Raw genomic sequence first — 15196 nt, 5'->3', positions numbered from 1 at the left:
CCCTCCGCCAGGTCCCGTGCGGAGATGAGAGGGCCAGAGCAGACCGCTTCGAGCAGTTCTCGTTGAGCCGGTTCCTCCTGCACCAACAAGCCGAGGATGTTGAGTAGCGTCAGCAACTCGGTTGTCCAATCGGGAGACCAACGACAGGCCACCACGTGGTCGAGTTCCAGTCGTCGCTTGCCCGCTGGCTTCTTCCGGCGATAGCCGAACCACTTGTCCAGTACGTTCATCCCGGAGACCTGATACTCCCTGGTGGATGGCGGCACCGGCGCGATGCATCCCGAACCGATCCACAGGCGCTGCTCTTCTGGCTCGTATCGGAGAACCTCCGGCATTCCCTCCTCGGTGTCAGGTATCTCCACGACACAGCGAGGACGGTCAGAGGGAAGCCGTAGCTTCTCGCGCGTGCGCCCTGCTGCCTGGTCCGCCCAGCGGTCCCCGTATGTGTGCAGCCAGAGCACACGGCGGCCGATGCGAACTGCACGGTCCCACAGAAGAACATCACCGGTCAGTGGCACCCTGACGCCAGGATCTTCGAGATTTCCTCGGAAGCGGTCGGTGTAGGCGGGATGGGAGATCACCCCGGCGATGTAGGCCAGGAAGTCTTCAGGCGTGACTGGCGTGGTGAGCCGTTGTGAGAGAACGTCGAGTAGGGCGGGAGCGATGTTGGGAGATTCGCCCAGTGCGTCGCGGTAGAGGGGCCGGACACAACCGCTGCGTCCGTTGAAGTAGTCCATGTCAGGTATCAGCGCGCTGAACACAAGGGCCGGGCCGCTTACGACGGGATGAGCGTTCTGCTCCACCGTGAACACCTGCCGGTCTCCCCGCACCCGCCAGAGGTCCGGCCGGGCCACCACCATCAGTCGATGATCCGGCAGGATCAACTGGCGATCGAAGGACCGGTACCCAACCTGGACTGGATCGGGCTGAGGTCGCTGCTCCTGTCGTAACGGAGTTGCGTCATAGCCTGTCGTGCCAGCAAGAGGCGTCACTTGGCTGTCGATCGTACGATCCCTGGCCTCTCCGAAAAGCTTCCTCCGCTCGGCCGTTTCGGCTCCCAGGAAGATGCGCCATCGCTTACGCAGCGTCGCTTCGTCTGGTGCGTAGACCCATACACGGCCGGGCGTCACGCCCCGCGAGGACCACGGCATCAGGTCTCTGAGGAGGGGCGCGCTCATCCATAGGTCGTCTCCTTCCGGAAGGAAGGGGTCTGTGTCTCCGGTGGCGCAGTCACGCCACTCGGGATCGTCGAGGGTCAAACTGAGCAACCGCCGGGCCTTGTCGTCCCGATGCCCATGCACTTTCAGATGGCGCACGAGAGCGCCATCCCCGCGGTGCTCTTCTCGTCGACGCACGAACACGGCAATGCATAACTCCTGGGCGACGTCCGGGAAGAGGCGGCTCGCTCCGGCAGATCGTTGACCTTCAGGTGAGAGATCGATGATCCAGCCTTCGTCGGCTGATTTCCGCAGGTAGCGGCGCATGCCAGCAAACGCACGGCTCTTCAGCCAGGCTTTCGGCGTGATGTAGGCAACCACACCGAACGGTGCGTCATCGTGGGCATCGAAAACCTTCCAGGTCCCCCAGCGCCAGAAGAAGACGTGCAGGTTCGGATACGGCCAGCCGCACGGTCTCTTCGTACGTGCCGCGTTGATCTGCTCGTACCGCCATGCCGCCCCCTTGCGGTCAAAGCGGCCGACGGATTGTGCGAACCTGACGGCCGCACCCTGCTCTCGAACCCGCCGGGTCCCATCCCCGGCACCCACGCTCATACTGAAGGTAAAGAGCAGGCAGCAGATTGTGAAGAGCGCATCGGGCGAAGAACAGGCCCTGGGGCGACGCCATGAGTGGGTCGGATACGAGTCCTTGTCTCTGAGCGCACGCACCACAGCCACTCGAAGCCGCCGCTTGATCGGCAGCAGGAGTCCTGGCTTCGAGCCACGAACCGCGGCAACGTAATCACCACGGGGCCACCCCGCGGAGTGGCAACCGGGATTTCGTACGCGACCTGGCGCACAGGCCCTCTCCGTCATCGCCCCTCTGGCTGCCGGTTCGCGCTCCCCAGCCACAGCACATCACGGGCTCGGGTCATAGCCACGAAGAGTTGGCTGCGGGCCAGCTCGTTGCGCTCGCGCTCGGTTTCCGAGGGTTTCGCGTCGGGTGTGCGGGAGCCGTTCACCAAGGTCGTCTCGTAGTCGGGGAGGTAGACGCGCTTGAGCTCCAAACCCTTGGCCCGGTGGTAGCTGCCGAGTTTGGCGGCGTCGACAGGGCGGCGGTCGTAGTGCTCCAGCAGGCATACGGGGATGCCCGCCCGTTCAAGGTGCCGCTGGTAGTGGCCGATGGAGCGCATGGACGGGCACAGCACCGCGGTATCGGCGCGGGCTCCGGGCCGCAGGGCACGCAGGGCCTCCAGGCGGGCCTGGTCGTGTTCGGCCGGCGTTGGCTTCGAGACGCGAATCACCTGGCCGTCGTGATACGTGAGGTCGACGTCTCGGCGGCCTGGTGTGCGCAGCCCGTCGATGTCCTCGAAGGAATCCTCGGCGACGACCGCGAGCGCCGTGTCGAGGATCTCCTTGCTGTTGCGGTAGTTGGTGCGCAGCAATTGCCCGCGGTCCGCCGCGGATCTCGATGCCGGCGTCGGTGGCGGCGAGGTCGTCCTGGCCTCGACGGACAGCGCGATGCACAACTGCGGTGGCTGACGACGCCGCCGGCTGGGGCGGGCCGCAGGAATACACGGACGTATTCCTGCGGTCCGCCCTCCGGGCCGTCCAGGATCTGTGCGAACGACGGGGCGGCGAACTCGATTCACTCACCTGCGAAGTCGTACCCGACTCGACGGGCGACGTGGTCATCGCCGCCACGACAGTGGTGCTCTTCCGCGGTAACCGCTGCGTCTTCCGCCGCGGGATCTGGCCACCGAGCCACCCCGCCACCACCCGAGCCGCCATCTACGCCACCGGCCTGGAAGAGCACATGATGACACGCATGGTCCCACGGCTCGGGGACGACTCCTCGCCAGTTGACCTCTGAGAGCCGCGCTCACGAGCATCGGCTCAGTGCGCAGCTCCTCCTCTCGGTCAGGCCGACTTGGGACGGTCGCGCATGCCAGGGTCACACGGGCGTAGCGCGCCGAGATCGAGCCATTGATGATGGGCTACTTGAGGTCGATCGTTCGGACCGGCTGCCCGGTGGTGCGAGCGATGGTTTCGAAGTCGCGGTCGCAGTGCAGCAGTGTGAGTCCTGCTTCTTCCGCAGCTGCGGCCACGAGGAGGTCGACGGCTCCGGCGCTGCGGTGCTCACCCTTGTTGGTGAGTTCGCGCTGCACGACTCGGGCGCGCCGGTAGACGCCGTCGGGCATGGGGCACCAGGTGAATTGGTTCAGCCGTTCCTGGATGGCCGCGCGGTCTTTCGCGGAACGTGCGGAGTAGAGGACTTCCAGTTCGGTGAGGTCGCACAGGGCGATCAAACCGGCGCCCATCCTCTGCTCCCAGTCTTCGGTTGCCTGACGCAGCAGAACGCGAGCCAGGGCCGACGTATCGATGAGGTAGTCGGCAACGCTCACCGCGCGGAACCACCTCGATAGTTGCGCTTGTCCAAGAGGAGTTCGACGTCGAGGGCGCCTTCATCCGCGAGATTCTGCAGCTCATGCAGGGCACGCAAGCGACGGTTGCGTGCGACGATCTCACGTAGGGCGGTGTTGATGGTGTCCCGCTTCGTGGAAGTGCCCAGCTCCTTCGCTGCGGCGTCCAGCGCGTCGTCGTCGAGATCGATGACGGTTCTACTCATGAGCCCACCTCCATATACACCAGACGATGTATCAATATACATGATCGAATGTATCGCGAGGGGGATCGGTCCAGTTCTGACGCTTGCGGACCGACGAGCACCCCAAGGGCAGCACGGACAGGCCAGGAGTAGCCGGGGGACTCCATTCGGGACGAAGCCACTAAGTGGATCAGGCCCCTGACGGGTTTCTGGAGACCGTTTCTCCCTACTGGGGACGGGCGCTGAGCGCCATCGCGTCAGAGCGCGGTACGGCTGACGTGCGCCGCGACCGGGCCGCGCGCATGCCGAGGAACAGCAGGAGTCCGAACGGTGACAGGAGGGCCGTCAAGTCGCGGAAGGTGTCGAGGTCCGGGCTGCTGACGGCGGTCCAGAGCTCGGGAAACACCGGGACCGCGAGTGCGAGGTAGACGAGGAGCACGGGTACCGCCGTCCACGGTGACCCCGCGATGCGAGCTGTCGGGCCCCAGGCCGGCGCGAAGATCATGAGCAGCCAGACGGGTGCCGCCAGCCAGAAGGAGAGCTCGAAGAGAAGACCGGTCATGACACGAACTCCGTCGGTGCAACGGCACCCTCAGCGGTAGTTGTCCTGCCCGGAGAGGGGCTCGGAAGCCGCAGGGATCCGTACCCCCCGAGGGCGAGGACCAGCAGGATCAGGCCGCCCCCCGCGAGCGTTGATCCGTCCGGATGAGTCAGCGGCTGACCGCGCAGCGCCTGCCAGAGCACCAGAGCGAAGGCAGCGGCGTAGCACGCCGAGGCGAGCAGCACCAGGCGCAGCAGTACCCGGTCGTCGGCGAGGCGGGCGAAGCGCGGCGCGAGGGCGGTCAGCACCATGACCAGCAACGGCAGGAGTTGCAGCGCGTGCATGCCGACGAAGTGCGGGATCCGCAGATCACCGCCGGTCGTCGACCAGCCGGTCAGCGGCATCGAGGGACCGCCGTCCGGCACGCCCACACTGTGCGCGCCGACCACCTTGGAGACGCCGCGCTGCTGCCCCGGCGCCGGCTGCGTCATCAGGAACCCAACGGCGGCCCCGGCCAACGCCAGGACGATGCCGCAGCGGATCGCCCAGGCGGACGCACGGTCGGCGATCCGGGCGCGGAGCAGTAGTACGGCAACGACGAGCGTGCCGATCCACAGGACGACGACCGTGACCGCCATGGCGTTGAACAGCGCCTCGTCGAAAGGGGTTTCGTGATTGAAGTGGCTGCGCTTCCCGCGTACCGCCTGTCCGGTGATGATCACCATCTCGACGAGGCTCGCGAGCGCGACGACGGTCCCCGCCCACCAGCCCACGCGTCGCCCGCCGGTGAGGAGCGACAGCATCCAGGCGAGGGAGAGGCCGTACGCGACGAACGACACCGAGAACTTGAACGGCTTCGACCAGATCGGCGCGCCCGCCAGAACGCGGTCGTCGACCACGAGCCCCGCCCCGGATATGACCGCCATCACCACCATGGCCGCCGAGAAGAGCACCAGCGGTCGATGCCACGACCGCCACGGCGCCGAGCGCTGCCGCGACGGCGCAGGCGGCGAGGAGACACGTAAGGAGGGCATGACTACTCCCTGAAGTAGATAGTAGCGCTATCCGCTATCCGATAGGCCAACTATCTATCATGGGTGGCGGGCTGGCAAGGGCCGGCGCGGCGAACAGGGCGAAGGCCGAGGAGTGAACCGGCAGTGCGTATCGGAGAGCTGAGCCGAAGGACCGGGGTGCCGGTACCGACGATCAAGTACTACGTCCGTGAAGGGCTGTTGCCTCCGGGCGAGCTGACCAGCCCCAATCAGGCGAGCTACGACGAGACGCACGAGCGTCGGCTGCGACTGGTCCGCGCTCTGCTCGATGTGGGAGGCATGCGGGTGGCCGAAATCGCGAACGTACTGGCGGCCATCGACGATCCGGCGCGTCCGCTGCACAAGGTGCTCGGCGCGGCCGCAGACCCTCTCGGCACCGCACACGATGAGCACGAGGACACCGAGGCGGCGTCCGCGCATGCCGTCGTCGCCGACCTCGTCTCCCGGCGCGGCTGGCAGGTGCACGAGTCGAACCCCGCCGCGGCCGACCTGTCCAAGGCCCTCGCCGCCCTGGGCCGGTTGGGGCACAGCGCGTTCGTCGAGGTACTCGACACATACGCCGACGCCGCCGAGCAGGTCGCCCGCGCCGACCTCGCATACGTGGCGCGGTGCGTGGCGGTCGAGGACATGGTGGAGAGCGTGGTGATCGGCACCGTACTCGGTGAGGCGGTGTTCAGCGCGCTGCGCAGGCTGGCCCATGTCGACGCCTCGGCGAGGATGTACGGCACGGACGGGTCGAAGGAGCACGAGACGAGCTGAGATGTTCGCCGGGTGCGGACGGCATCGCCGGGCCGGAGCGTGGGGCTGGCGCTGGGGCCAGGGGACGGGGTGACGAGGCGGCCGGAATCGGCGCCGTCGGCGTAGGCGCTGCGCGGGCACTGGATGAGCCGGATCGTGGTGGCCGGGAAGCCGTACCGACGCCAGAACGGCGATGGGGTGAAGGTCCCGGAAGTTCCGGGAGACCTTCACCCCATCGCCTGGGTGAGGATGGATCACACCGCGGGCTCGGCGACCGGGGCGTCCACGGCCGGCGCGTCCTCGACCGGGGCGTCGTCCACCGGGGCGTCGTCAGCCGGGGCGTCGTCAGCCGGGGCTTCCTCGACCGGGGCGTCCTCCGCCGGGGCCTCGTCAGCCGGGGCTTCCTCGACCGGGGCGTCCTCCGCGGGCTCCTCCTCCACGGGGGCCTCGTCGGCGGGCTCGTCCTCAGCGGGGGCGTCCTCCGCCGGGGCCTCGTCAGCCGGCTCCTCCTCAGCCGGGGCCTCCTCCGCCGGCTCCTCCTCTTCCTTGTTCGCGTCCTCGTCCTTGTTCGCGTCCTCGTCCTTCTTCTCCTCGTCCTTCTTCTCGTCGTCCTTCTTCTCGTCGTCCTTCTTCTCGTCGTCCTTCTTGTCCTCGTCCTTCTTGTCCTCGTCCTTCTTCTCGTCGTCCTTCTTGTCCTCGTCCTTCTTGTCCTCCTTCTCCATCTCCTCGGCCTTCTTCTCGTCCTTGAACTGGTTGTTGTTGTTGATGTTGATATTGATGATGTTGATGTTGATGTTGTTCTGGACGAAGAAGTTGCCCTTGTTGTGGCTCTCGACGAAGTAACGGGGGTGGCCGTCCTTCATCGCGTAGTAGCAGTCGTGGTCCTCGTCCCAGTAGAACTTGATTTCCTTCCACCAGCACGAGTACTTCTCGTCCTTGTCCTCCTTGAAGTGGTCCTTGTAGTACTTCTTGTCCCAGCAGTACTTCTTCTTGTCCTTCTTCTTGTCCTTCTTCCCCTTCCCCTTGTGCTTGTCCTTGCCCTTACCCTTGTGTTCGAGGGTCTTGGACACGCCCGAGTCGGGCATCGTGGTTGCCGAGGCCGCGCTGGCCGGCAGGATTACGGCGCCGCCGATTACTACGGCGGATGCGGTCAGGGTTGCCAGGCCCAGCGCTCGCTTGCCAACGACGCCGTCACGCTTGCGGGTAATGCGGTTCATGGTTTTCTCCTCTTGAAGTGAAAGGCGCTTTTCTCACGCCCCGGGGCCTCGGTCTCTTTGCGGTGTTTCCGGTGAGGCCCGCACTTCAATGAAGCCGGAATTCCGGAGCAGGGTCATGTTCCGAAGGCTCGGGACTTGACGGAGGGGAAAAGGGTGCGTAAAAGGGGGCCCCGCCCGTGCGAGGGTGCAGCCGTCGGGCGGTGTCAACTGCCCGTCGTGCAGGGGGAGTTCCGGCAAAGCGGAACGTACGGGACGTGTACTGAGCCGGTACCGGGGTGAGCAGCGGCCGGTCCAGGGCAGGCGTCCTGCCCGCCGTGCTCGACCACGTGTGCTCCGTCGGGGCCGCTGATCGGCGTCGCGGTGTTCGCCCCGGGCGCGATGCAGGCCTGCGCCGGCCGTGTGCACGTCATCGACCGGACCGTAGGTGGGCGGGTGTTCCGCACGGCCCGACCTCGGCGATCGAGCCCGACGACGACCTCAGCCTCGGCCGGGCTTACCGCGTCGTCCGGCACCGGTCCCTCCCCTCGTGGGGACCGGTGCCGGACGGCGGCGAGGTGTCGATCCGTGCCGTCCTGTGCGGACGGGTCAGCGCGGATCGAGCAGGACGGGGGCGGCGCCGGATGCGGGTGACGGTTGCGGAAGGTGAACCTGCGGTAGGTGTCCGAGAACATGCGGCGCCATGAGTGGTCTCTCCGGGCTCTGGGCTGGTGGCCTGCCTGGGTGACGCGCGGGTGGTGCGCACTGCCGTCGTGATCCTGCCAGTCGAAGGGCTCGCGCGAGGAGCGTCCGGTTTCCGGAGGCCGCTCTTACCGCAGGTCAGCCGTATAAAGTGAGTTTTCCGGTCCGGATGTCCAGGTGCGGCGGAGTAAGGAGGGGAGGCCTTGAGTTCCGACTCGGCGGCGCGCACAGCCTTCGCGGAACGGCTTGCGCTGCTCTACAAGGAGGCCGGTAACCCTCCCCTCAAGAGCGTGGCCGAGGCGGTCGTCCGCCTTCAGCGGGTGGACGAGCGGGGGCGGCCCGTACGGGTGTCCGCGCAGCGGATCAGTGACTGGCGCCGGGCCAGGAACGTGCCCGCGCAGTTCGCCGCGCTGTCGGCCGTCCTGCACGTCCTGATCCCGCAGGCCCGGCGCGCCCGGCCCGTGCCCGTCTCGGCCGGACTGTACGACCTGGGGCAGTGGCAGCGTCTGTGGGAGCGGGCGACGTCCGGGGAAGAGGAGGAGCAGACTCCGGCGGTCGAGGCCCCTGCCGTGGCGGGGGCGGTGTGTCCGTACCGAGGGCTGGCCTCGTACCGGCAGGAGGACGCCCGCTGGTTCTTCGGCCGGGAGCGCAGCACCGACGCCCTGGTCGCCCAGCTGCGTGCCGTGGAGAAGTCCGGCGGCCTCGTCATGCTCGTCGGCGCCTCGGGCGCCGGGAAGTCCTCCCTGCTGAACGCCGGTCTGGTGCCCGCCCTGCGGAACGGCGCGCTGGGCCGGGAGAACGGCGGTCCGGCCGGCCCGGTGGTGCAGCTGGTGCCGGGCGCCGATCCGCTGGGCGAGCTGACCCGCCGCGTGCCGGAGCTCGCGGCGGTCGTCTCCGCCTCCGGGTCGGGAGCGTCGCAGGCGTCGGGGGAGCCGGTGGGGGTGAGCGGCCCGGAGGGCCCGGGCGGCCTCGACGGGGCGTACGAGACCCGCGCCGGCGCCCCCGCCACGGACCTCGCGCACGCCACCCGCGCCGCCGTCCTCGCCTGGGCCCGGCGCGAGGCCTCCCCCGCCACGGCTCCGGCCGCCCCTCCGGTCCTGATCGTCGACCAGTTCGAGGAGACCTTCACCCTCTGCCCCGACGAAGCCGACCGCCGCACCTTCATCCAGCTCCTCCACGCCGCCTGCACCCCCGCCGAACCCGGCGACCTCCCGCCCGTCCTCGTCGTCCTCGGCATCCGTGCCGACTTCTACGAGCAGTGCCTGGCCCACGCCGAGCTGGCCGACGCCCTGCAGCACCGGCACATGGTGCTCGGCCCGCTGACGACCCCGGAGCTGCGCGAGGCGGTGACGGGGCCGGCGAAGGCGGTGGGGCTGGAGCTGGAGCCCGGTCTTGCGGAGCTGATCGTGCGGGAGGTGAGCGCCGACGGGCCGCGCGGGACACATGACGCCGGGGTGCTGCCGCTGCTGTCGCACGCGCTGCTCGCCACCTGGCAGCGGCGCAAGGCGGGACGGCTGACGCTGGCCGGGTATCGCGCGGCCGGCGGGATCCAGGGCGCCGTCGCCGCCACCGCCGAGCGTGCCTGGTCCGGCCTCGATCCGGCGGCCCGGACCGCGGCCCGGCTGCTGCTGCTCCGGCTGGTCCGGCTCGGTGAGGACACCCAGGCGACCCGGCGGCGCGGGACGCGGCGGCAGCTGGCGGACGAGTCGACAGATCCCGGAAAGACGGAGGAGTCGCTCGAGGCGCTGGTGCGGGCCCGGCTGGTGACGCTGGACGCGGAGACCGTGGAGATCACGCACGAGGCGCTGCTGCACGCCTGGCCCCGGCTGCGGGACTGGATCGACGAAGACCGGCAGGGCAACCTGCTGCGCCAGCGGCTGGAGGAGGACGGCCGGGCCTGGGAAGGCTCGAACCGTGACTCGTCGCTGCTGTACCGGGGGTCCCGGCTGGAGCAGGCCCACGGCTGGGCGCGCTCGGCCGGGGACATCTTCCTGACCCGCAGCGCGGTGGAGTTCCTGGCCGCCTCGGTCCGGCTGCGCCGGCGCACGGTGTGGATCATGCGGAGCGCGGTCGCGGCACTGGTCGCGCTGGCGATGCTGGCCGTGGGTGCGGCGGTCGTCGCCTGGCAGCAGCGGGACGACGCCATGTTCGCGCAGGTCCTCGCCGAGGCGGACCGGTTCCAGTACACCGACCCGTCGCTGTCCGCCCAGCTCGACCTGGTCGCCCACCGGCTGCGCCCGGACGACGAGGACGCCACCAGCCGGCTGATCTCGATCGTGAACGCGCCGCTGGCCACGCCCCTGCTCGGCCACACCGGCGCCGTCTACCTGACCACGTTCAGCCCGAACGGCAAGCTCCTGGCCACCGCCAGCTACGACCGGACCGTACGGCTGTGGGACGTGTCCGACCCGGAGCGCCCCCAACCCCTGGGCAAGCCGCTGACCGGACACCGGAGCTGGGTGAGCAGCGCCGTCTTCAGCCCGGACGGCCACACCCTCGCCAGTGCCTCGGACGACGGCACGGTCCGGCTGTGGGACGTACGGGACCCGAGCCGGCCGCGTCCGCTCGCCTCGCCGCTGACCGGGCACGACGGCACGATCTACCTGGTCGCGTTCAGCCCGGACGGCCGTACGCTCGCCTCCGTCAGCGAGGACCGCACCGTACGCCTGTGGGACGTGGCCGATCCGCGGCGGCCGAAGGCGCTCGCCACGCTGGCCGGCGCGGAGGCCGCCGTGCGGTCCGTGGCGTTCAGCCCGGACGGCGACCTGCTGGCGGCCGGGGGCGACGACAAGACGATCCGGCTCTGGGACGTGTCCGAGCCGGGCCGGCCGCAGGAGCTTTCCACGCTGACCGGGCACACCGCCCTGGTGCACTCCGTCGCGTTCAGCCCGGACGGCCACACCCTCGCCAGCGGCAGCGCGGACGACACGATCCGGCTGTGGGACGTCACCGACCCGCGCCACGGCAGCCAGCTCGGCGCCCCGCTCACCGGGCACACCGGACCGATCTGGTCGGTGGCCTTCAACCCGTCCGGCACCATGCTCGCCGCCGCCAGCGCCGACAGCACCGCGAGCCTGTGGAACGTCAGCGACCGCGCGTACCCCTCGCAGGTCGGCGAGCCCCTCGCGGGCGCCAGCGGGGAGATGTACGCGCTCGGGTTCAGCCCCGACGGCCGCACCCTCGCCACCGGCAGCGGCGACAGCAAGGTGCGGCTGTGGTCGATCCCGACGTCGGACATGATCGGCGGCAACGGGGCGTTCCGCCCGGACGGCAAGGTGCTCGCGACGGCCGCGCGGGACGGACGGATCCGGCTGTGGGACGTGCGGCATCCGGCCCGGCCGGTGGCGCTGAGCAAGCCGTTCCTGCCCGGGGACACCGGCCAGCGCTCCCAGGTGTTCTCCCCCGACGGCAGGACGCTCGCGGTGACGACGGGCGAGCAGAGCGTGCGCCTGTGGAACGTCGCCGACCCGGCCCACCCGGCCCCCTACGGCTCCCCGATCACGCTGCGCACCCGCTTCATGGGCCCCGACGCGCTGGCGTACAGCCCGGACGGGCGCACGCTGGCCACCGCCTACGACGAGCGCACCATCCGGCTGTGGGACGTCAGCGACCCCGCCCGTGTCGTGCCGCTCGGCCCGCCCGTCACCGGGCACGGCGGTTACATCAACTCGCTCGCCTTCAGCCCGGACGGCCGCACCCTCGCCAGTGGCAGCGCGGACGCCACGATCCGGCTGTGGAAGGTGACCGACCCCCGCCACCCGACCCTGCTCGGTGCCCCGCTCACCGGGCACACCGGGCCGGTCAACGCGCTCGCCTACAGCCCGGACGGCCATACGCTGGCCAGCGGCAGCGACGACGACACCGTACGGCTGTGGGACGTCACCGACCCGAGCGCGGCCGCCCCGCACGGCGACCCGCTCAGCGGCCACACCGAGGCGGTCGTCTCCCTGACGTTCAGCAAGGGCGGTCGCTATCTGGCCAGCGGCGGAAACGACAACACGGTCCGGCTGTGGAACGTCGCCGACCCGTCCGACGCCTCGGCCATCGGCCAGGCGATGAGTCCCAACGCCAAGACGGGCAACTTCCTGTCGTTCAGCCCCACGAGCCACATGCTCGGCGTCTCCAGCGGCACGGACACCGTCCGCCTGTGGAACCTGGACGTCGACCAGGCGGTCCGCCGCGTCTGCGGGACGACGCAGGGCGTTCTGACCCGGGAGAAATGGCACGAGTACCTGCCCCGGCTGTCGTACGAACCGCCGTGCGCCGGATAGCTCCGCACGGCCCGTGACGGAGCCCGGACGCTGTGACACGACGGGGTCTCACCGGACAGCGGTTTCCGTGATCCCGATCACAACCCATCCTCACAGCGGATCAGGCGGCTCCCGTGAGGCAGGCAGCCTTGTTACTGTGGGCTCAGCCCGATCGCTGGTGCATCCCCCGTCGCCAGCGATCGGGCCTTCTCATGCCCCCGGCCAGAAGTCGTGGAGGGCCGTGCGGCGTCGTACGCTGATCCTGTCCTGCCCCGGACAACAAGCCGGTGACCGCCAGTGCCGAAGGCGTACGAAGTGATCACGGACGAACTGCGACGCCCCCGCAGTGCGCTGCTCCGCGACAACCACCGGCACCAGTGGGAGAAGGACCGGGCCCGCCGCCCCCTCACCACACGGGCCGCGACCGGGGCCACGGAGCACGACTGCGGCCTGCGGGTCGGGGACCTCGTCTTCCACGCGCGCTACCGCGAGGTCGCCGCGCCCCCGCGACTCGCGGCCGTCTTCGGCGTACCGGAGGGGATCCCCCTGCTGGAGCGCACCTACCGGACCCGGTGTGCCGCCGAGAGCGCCCCGTTCAGCCTGGTGACGTCCTACCTGGTCCGCGAGATGATCGCCGCCAACCCCGAGCTGCTGGACGACGCCAACGAGCCCTGGCCGGGCGGCACCCAGAACCAGCTGTACACGGTCGGCATCGAGGTGGGCCGGGTCGAGGAACGGGTCACCGCGCGCCCGCCGACGCCGCGCGAGAGGCGGGAGCTGGACCTGCCGCCGGGGACGTCGGTGATCCTGCTGCGCAAGACGTCGTACGACATCACCGACCGGGTCGTGGACCTCTCCGAGGTCACGCTGCCCGGCGACCGTGCCGAGCTGTTGTTCACCACGTCCCTGGAAAGGTGGTGAGCGCGGCCGTGACCCGGCGCATCACCGTAGTCACCGCTGTGCACGGCCCGTCGGCGGTGTTCCTGCCCGACGCCCACAAGTCGCTGCGCGAACAGCGGTTGCCGGCGGGCTGGGAGTGGCAGTGGGTGATCCAGGAGGACGGGCAGACGGACGCGGTCCGCCCCTACGTCCCCGACGACCCGCGGGTGACCTTCCGTCAGGGCCGTCCCGGGGGCCCCGGCGTGGCGCGCACCATCGCGCTCGCGCACACCGAGGGCGAGTACGTGAAGATCCTGGACGCCGACGACCAGCTCACCCCGGGCGCGCTCGCCCGCGACCTCGCGGTCCTGGAGGCCGGCCCCGCCGTCGGCTGGACGACCTCCCGGGTCCTGGACCTCCTGCCGGACGGCTCGACGGTCGGTTTCCCCGGCGACCCCGACGACGGGCCGATCGAACCGGGCGCCGTACTGGACTTCTGGACGGCGAACGACTTCCGCGCCCCGGTCCACCCGGCGACCCTGTGCGTACGCCGGGAACTGCTGCTCGCCCTCGGCGGCTGGATGGCCCTGCCCGCCTCCGAGGACACCGGCCTGCTGCTCGCGCTGGGCTCCGTGAGCCGGGGCTGGTTCTCGGCGGAGGCGGGCCTGCTCTACCGCAAGTGGGACGGCCAGATGACCGGCCAGCCGGCCCACGTGGACCCGGCGGAGCGGCGGGCCCGGATGGCCGTGGTGGAGGCGAGGGCCCGGGCGCTGGCCTCCTTCGGGTGGCGGTGCCCGCCCGCCACCCGCTGAGGACGCCGCAAAGCGCCCCTCAACGCCCTTGGTCGAAGGGCAGGTCGAGCATCCGGATCGCGTTTCCGCGCAGCAGCTTGTAGGCCACCTCGTCGGAGAGCCCGCCGACGTGCTCCTCGGCCACCCGCTTGGTCTCCGGCCAGGTCGAGTCGACGTGCGGGTAGTCCGTCTCGAAGGTGGCGTTGTCCACGCCGACCGTCTCGATCGCCTCGATGCCGTGCTTGTCGCGGAAGAAGCAGCAGAAGATCTGCCGGTAGTAGTACGTCGACGGCGGCTCCGGGATCAGGTCCTTCACCCCGCCCCACGCCCGGTGCTCCTCCCAGACGTCGTCCGCGCGCTCCAGGGCGTACGGGATCCAGCCCATCTGCCCCTCGCTGTACGCGAGTTTCAGCCGGGGGAACTTCACGAGCACCCCGGAAAAGAGGAAGTCCATCATCGACGCCATGGCGTTGTTGAAGGACAGGGACGCCTGGACGGCGGGCGGGGCGTCGGGCGAGGCGGCCGGCATCTGCGAGCTGCTGCCGATGTGCATGTTGACGACCGTGCCGGTCTCCTCGCAGGCCGCGAAGAACGGGTCCCAGTAGCCGGAGTGGATGGACGGCAGCCCGAGATAGGTGGGGATCTCGCTGAACGTCACCGCCCGCACCCCGCGCGCCGCGTTCCGGTGGATCTCCGCCACCGCGAGGTCGATGTCCCACAGCGGGATCAGGCACAGCGGGATCAGCCGGCCGCCGCTGTCGCCGCACCACTCCTCGACCATCCAGTCGTTGTAGGCCCGCACACAGGCCAGCCCGACCTCCTTGTCCTTGGCCTCCGCGAAGGTCTGCCCGCAAAAGCGCGGGAAGGTCGGGAAGCAGAGCGAGGCCTCGACATGGTTGACGTCCATGTCCGCCAGCCGCGCCTTCGGATCCCAGCAGCCGCGCCGCATCTGCTCACGCGTGATCCCGTCGAGCGTCATCTCGTCCCGGGAGAACCCGACGGCCGCGATGATGCGCTTGTACGGGAAGAGGTCCCCCTCGTACTCCCACCAGTCGGTGATCTGGCCGTCCGGGTCCGTGGTGAACCGGTACTTCCCGCCGACGTAGGCGAGTTCCCCGATCCCGGCGGTGAGGGGCTTCGGACCCCGGTCCCGGTACTTGGCCGGGAGCCAGGTCTCGAAGAGGTGCGCGGGCTCGATCACGTGATCGTCCACGCTGATGACCCTGGGCAGGTCCTTGGTGCCGCTCTCGGTACTGGCCACGCCACGCCTCCCGAATCTGACGGT

12 protein-coding genes and 1 pseudogene are annotated in these 15196 nt (G+C 69.6%); 5 read left to right on the top strand and 8 right to left on the bottom strand.

The features are described 5' to 3' along the window. Both AQJ67_RS48010 and AQJ67_RS38010 read right to left on the bottom strand, forming a co-directional pair. Positions 1–1772: type ISP restriction/modification enzyme (locus AQJ67_RS48010; protein ID WP_341846189.1), on the bottom strand; the 1772-nt coding region annotated here is incomplete at its 3' end. Positions 1773–2029: 257 nt separating this feature from the next. Further along, positions 2030–2602, bottom strand: a complete 573-nt coding sequence (locus tag AQJ67_RS38010; protein WP_062724041.1) for a 3'-5' exonuclease — start codon at positions 2600–2602, stop codon at positions 2030–2032. 89 nt (positions 2603–2691) lie between these two features. Here AQJ67_RS38010 and AQJ67_RS38005 point away from each other — a divergent pair, with 89 nt between their 5' ends. Beyond that, positions 2692–3030 (top strand): hypothetical protein, encoded by a 339-nt coding sequence (locus tag AQJ67_RS38005; protein ID WP_062724040.1) that lies wholly within the window; start codon positions 2692–2694, stop codon positions 3028–3030. 124 nt (positions 3031–3154) lie between these two features. On the opposite strand, the gene AQJ67_RS38000 is transcribed toward AQJ67_RS38005, so the two are convergent. The 4 genes from AQJ67_RS38000 to AQJ67_RS37985 form a co-directional block, all read right to left on the bottom strand. Continuing rightward, entirely contained in the window at positions 3155–3562 is a 408-nt protein-coding gene (locus tag AQJ67_RS38000) for a PIN domain nuclease (protein ID WP_062724039.1), read from the bottom strand. Then, complete coding sequence (locus AQJ67_RS37995) at positions 3559–3786, bottom strand: type II toxin-antitoxin system VapB family antitoxin (protein ID WP_062724038.1); 228 nt, start codon at positions 3784–3786, stop codon at positions 3559–3561. The genes AQJ67_RS38000 and AQJ67_RS37995 overlap by 4 nt, the downstream gene beginning before the upstream one ends. A gap of 205 nt (positions 3787–3991) precedes the next feature. After that, positions 3992–4327 carry an abscisic acid-deficient protein Aba4 family protein gene (locus tag AQJ67_RS37990; RefSeq protein WP_062724037.1) on the bottom strand — a complete coding sequence of 112 codons (336 nt, stop codon included), beginning with the start codon at positions 4325–4327 and terminating at the stop codon, positions 3992–3994. Then, on the bottom strand, positions 4324–5241 hold the full coding sequence (locus tag AQJ67_RS37985; RefSeq protein WP_062724065.1) for a hypothetical protein: 918 nt from the start codon (positions 5239–5241) through the stop codon (positions 4324–4326). The genes AQJ67_RS37990 and AQJ67_RS37985 overlap by 4 nt, the downstream gene beginning before the upstream one ends. 222 nt (positions 5242–5463) lie before the next feature. Between AQJ67_RS37985 and AQJ67_RS37980 the strand changes: the two genes are divergently transcribed. Further along, on the top strand, positions 5464–6117 hold the full coding sequence (locus AQJ67_RS37980) for a MerR family transcriptional regulator (protein ID WP_079056436.1): 654 nt from the start codon (positions 5464–5466) through the stop codon (positions 6115–6117). Between the two features lie 233 nt (positions 6118–6350). On the opposite strand, the gene AQJ67_RS48005 is transcribed toward AQJ67_RS37980, so the two are convergent. Next, positions 6351–7313 carry a hypothetical protein gene (locus AQJ67_RS48005; protein ID WP_062724035.1) on the bottom strand — a complete coding sequence of 321 codons (963 nt, stop codon included), beginning with the start codon at positions 7311–7313 and terminating at the stop codon, positions 6351–6353. An 881-nt stretch (positions 7314–8194) separates the two neighbouring features. Here AQJ67_RS48005 and AQJ67_RS37970 point away from each other — a divergent pair. The 3 genes and pseudogenes from AQJ67_RS37970 (at position 8195) to AQJ67_RS37960 (ending at position 13932) form a co-directional block, all read left to right on the top strand. Further along, entirely contained in the window at positions 8195–12262 is a 4068-nt protein-coding gene (locus AQJ67_RS37970; RefSeq protein ID WP_062724034.1) for a WD40 repeat domain-containing protein, read from the top strand. 270 nt (positions 12263–12532) lie between these two features. Continuing rightward, positions 12533–13162, top strand: a pseudogene (locus tag AQJ67_RS37965) (UTRA domain-containing protein); the annotation flags it as partial. A gap of 8 nt (positions 13163–13170) precedes the next feature. Beyond that, on the top strand, positions 13171–13932 hold the full coding sequence (locus AQJ67_RS37960; RefSeq protein WP_062724064.1) for a glycosyltransferase family 2 protein: 762 nt from the start codon (positions 13171–13173) through the stop codon (positions 13930–13932). Between the two features lie 19 nt (positions 13933–13951). On the opposite strand, the gene AQJ67_RS37955 is transcribed toward AQJ67_RS37960, so the two are convergent. After that, entirely contained in the window at positions 13952–15172 is a 1221-nt protein-coding gene (locus tag AQJ67_RS37955) for an amidohydrolase family protein (RefSeq protein ID WP_062724032.1), read from the bottom strand. Between the last annotated feature and the right edge of the window lie 24 nt (positions 15173–15196).

Origin of the sequence: Streptomyces caeruleatus, assembly GCF_001514235.1 — a bacterium.
In the GTDB taxonomy this organism is placed as follows: Bacteria; Actinomycetota; Actinomycetes; order Streptomycetales; family Streptomycetaceae; genus Streptomyces; species Streptomyces caeruleatus.
The sequence above is the reverse complement of the archived record's forward strand: the minus strand, read 5'-3'. Positions and strand labels throughout refer to the sequence as shown.

What these genes read in the sequence shown, in the direction of transcription:
- AQJ67_RS37995 (WP_062724038.1), bottom strand. Translation starts at nt 3,786, where the DNA reads ATGAGTAGAACCGTCATCGATCTCGACGACGACGCGCTGGACGCCGCA.
- AQJ67_RS37990 (WP_062724037.1), bottom strand. Translation starts at nt 4,327, where the DNA reads ATGACCGGTCTTCTCTTCGAGCTCTCCTTCTGGCTGGCGGCACCCGTC.
- AQJ67_RS37985 (WP_062724065.1), bottom strand. Translation starts at nt 5,241, where the DNA reads ATGGTGGTGATGGCGGTCATATCCGGGGCGGGGCTCGTGGTCGACGAC.
- AQJ67_RS48005 (WP_062724035.1), bottom strand. Translation starts at nt 7,313, where the DNA reads ATGAACCGCATTACCCGCAAGCGTGACGGCGTCGTTGGCAAGCGAGCG.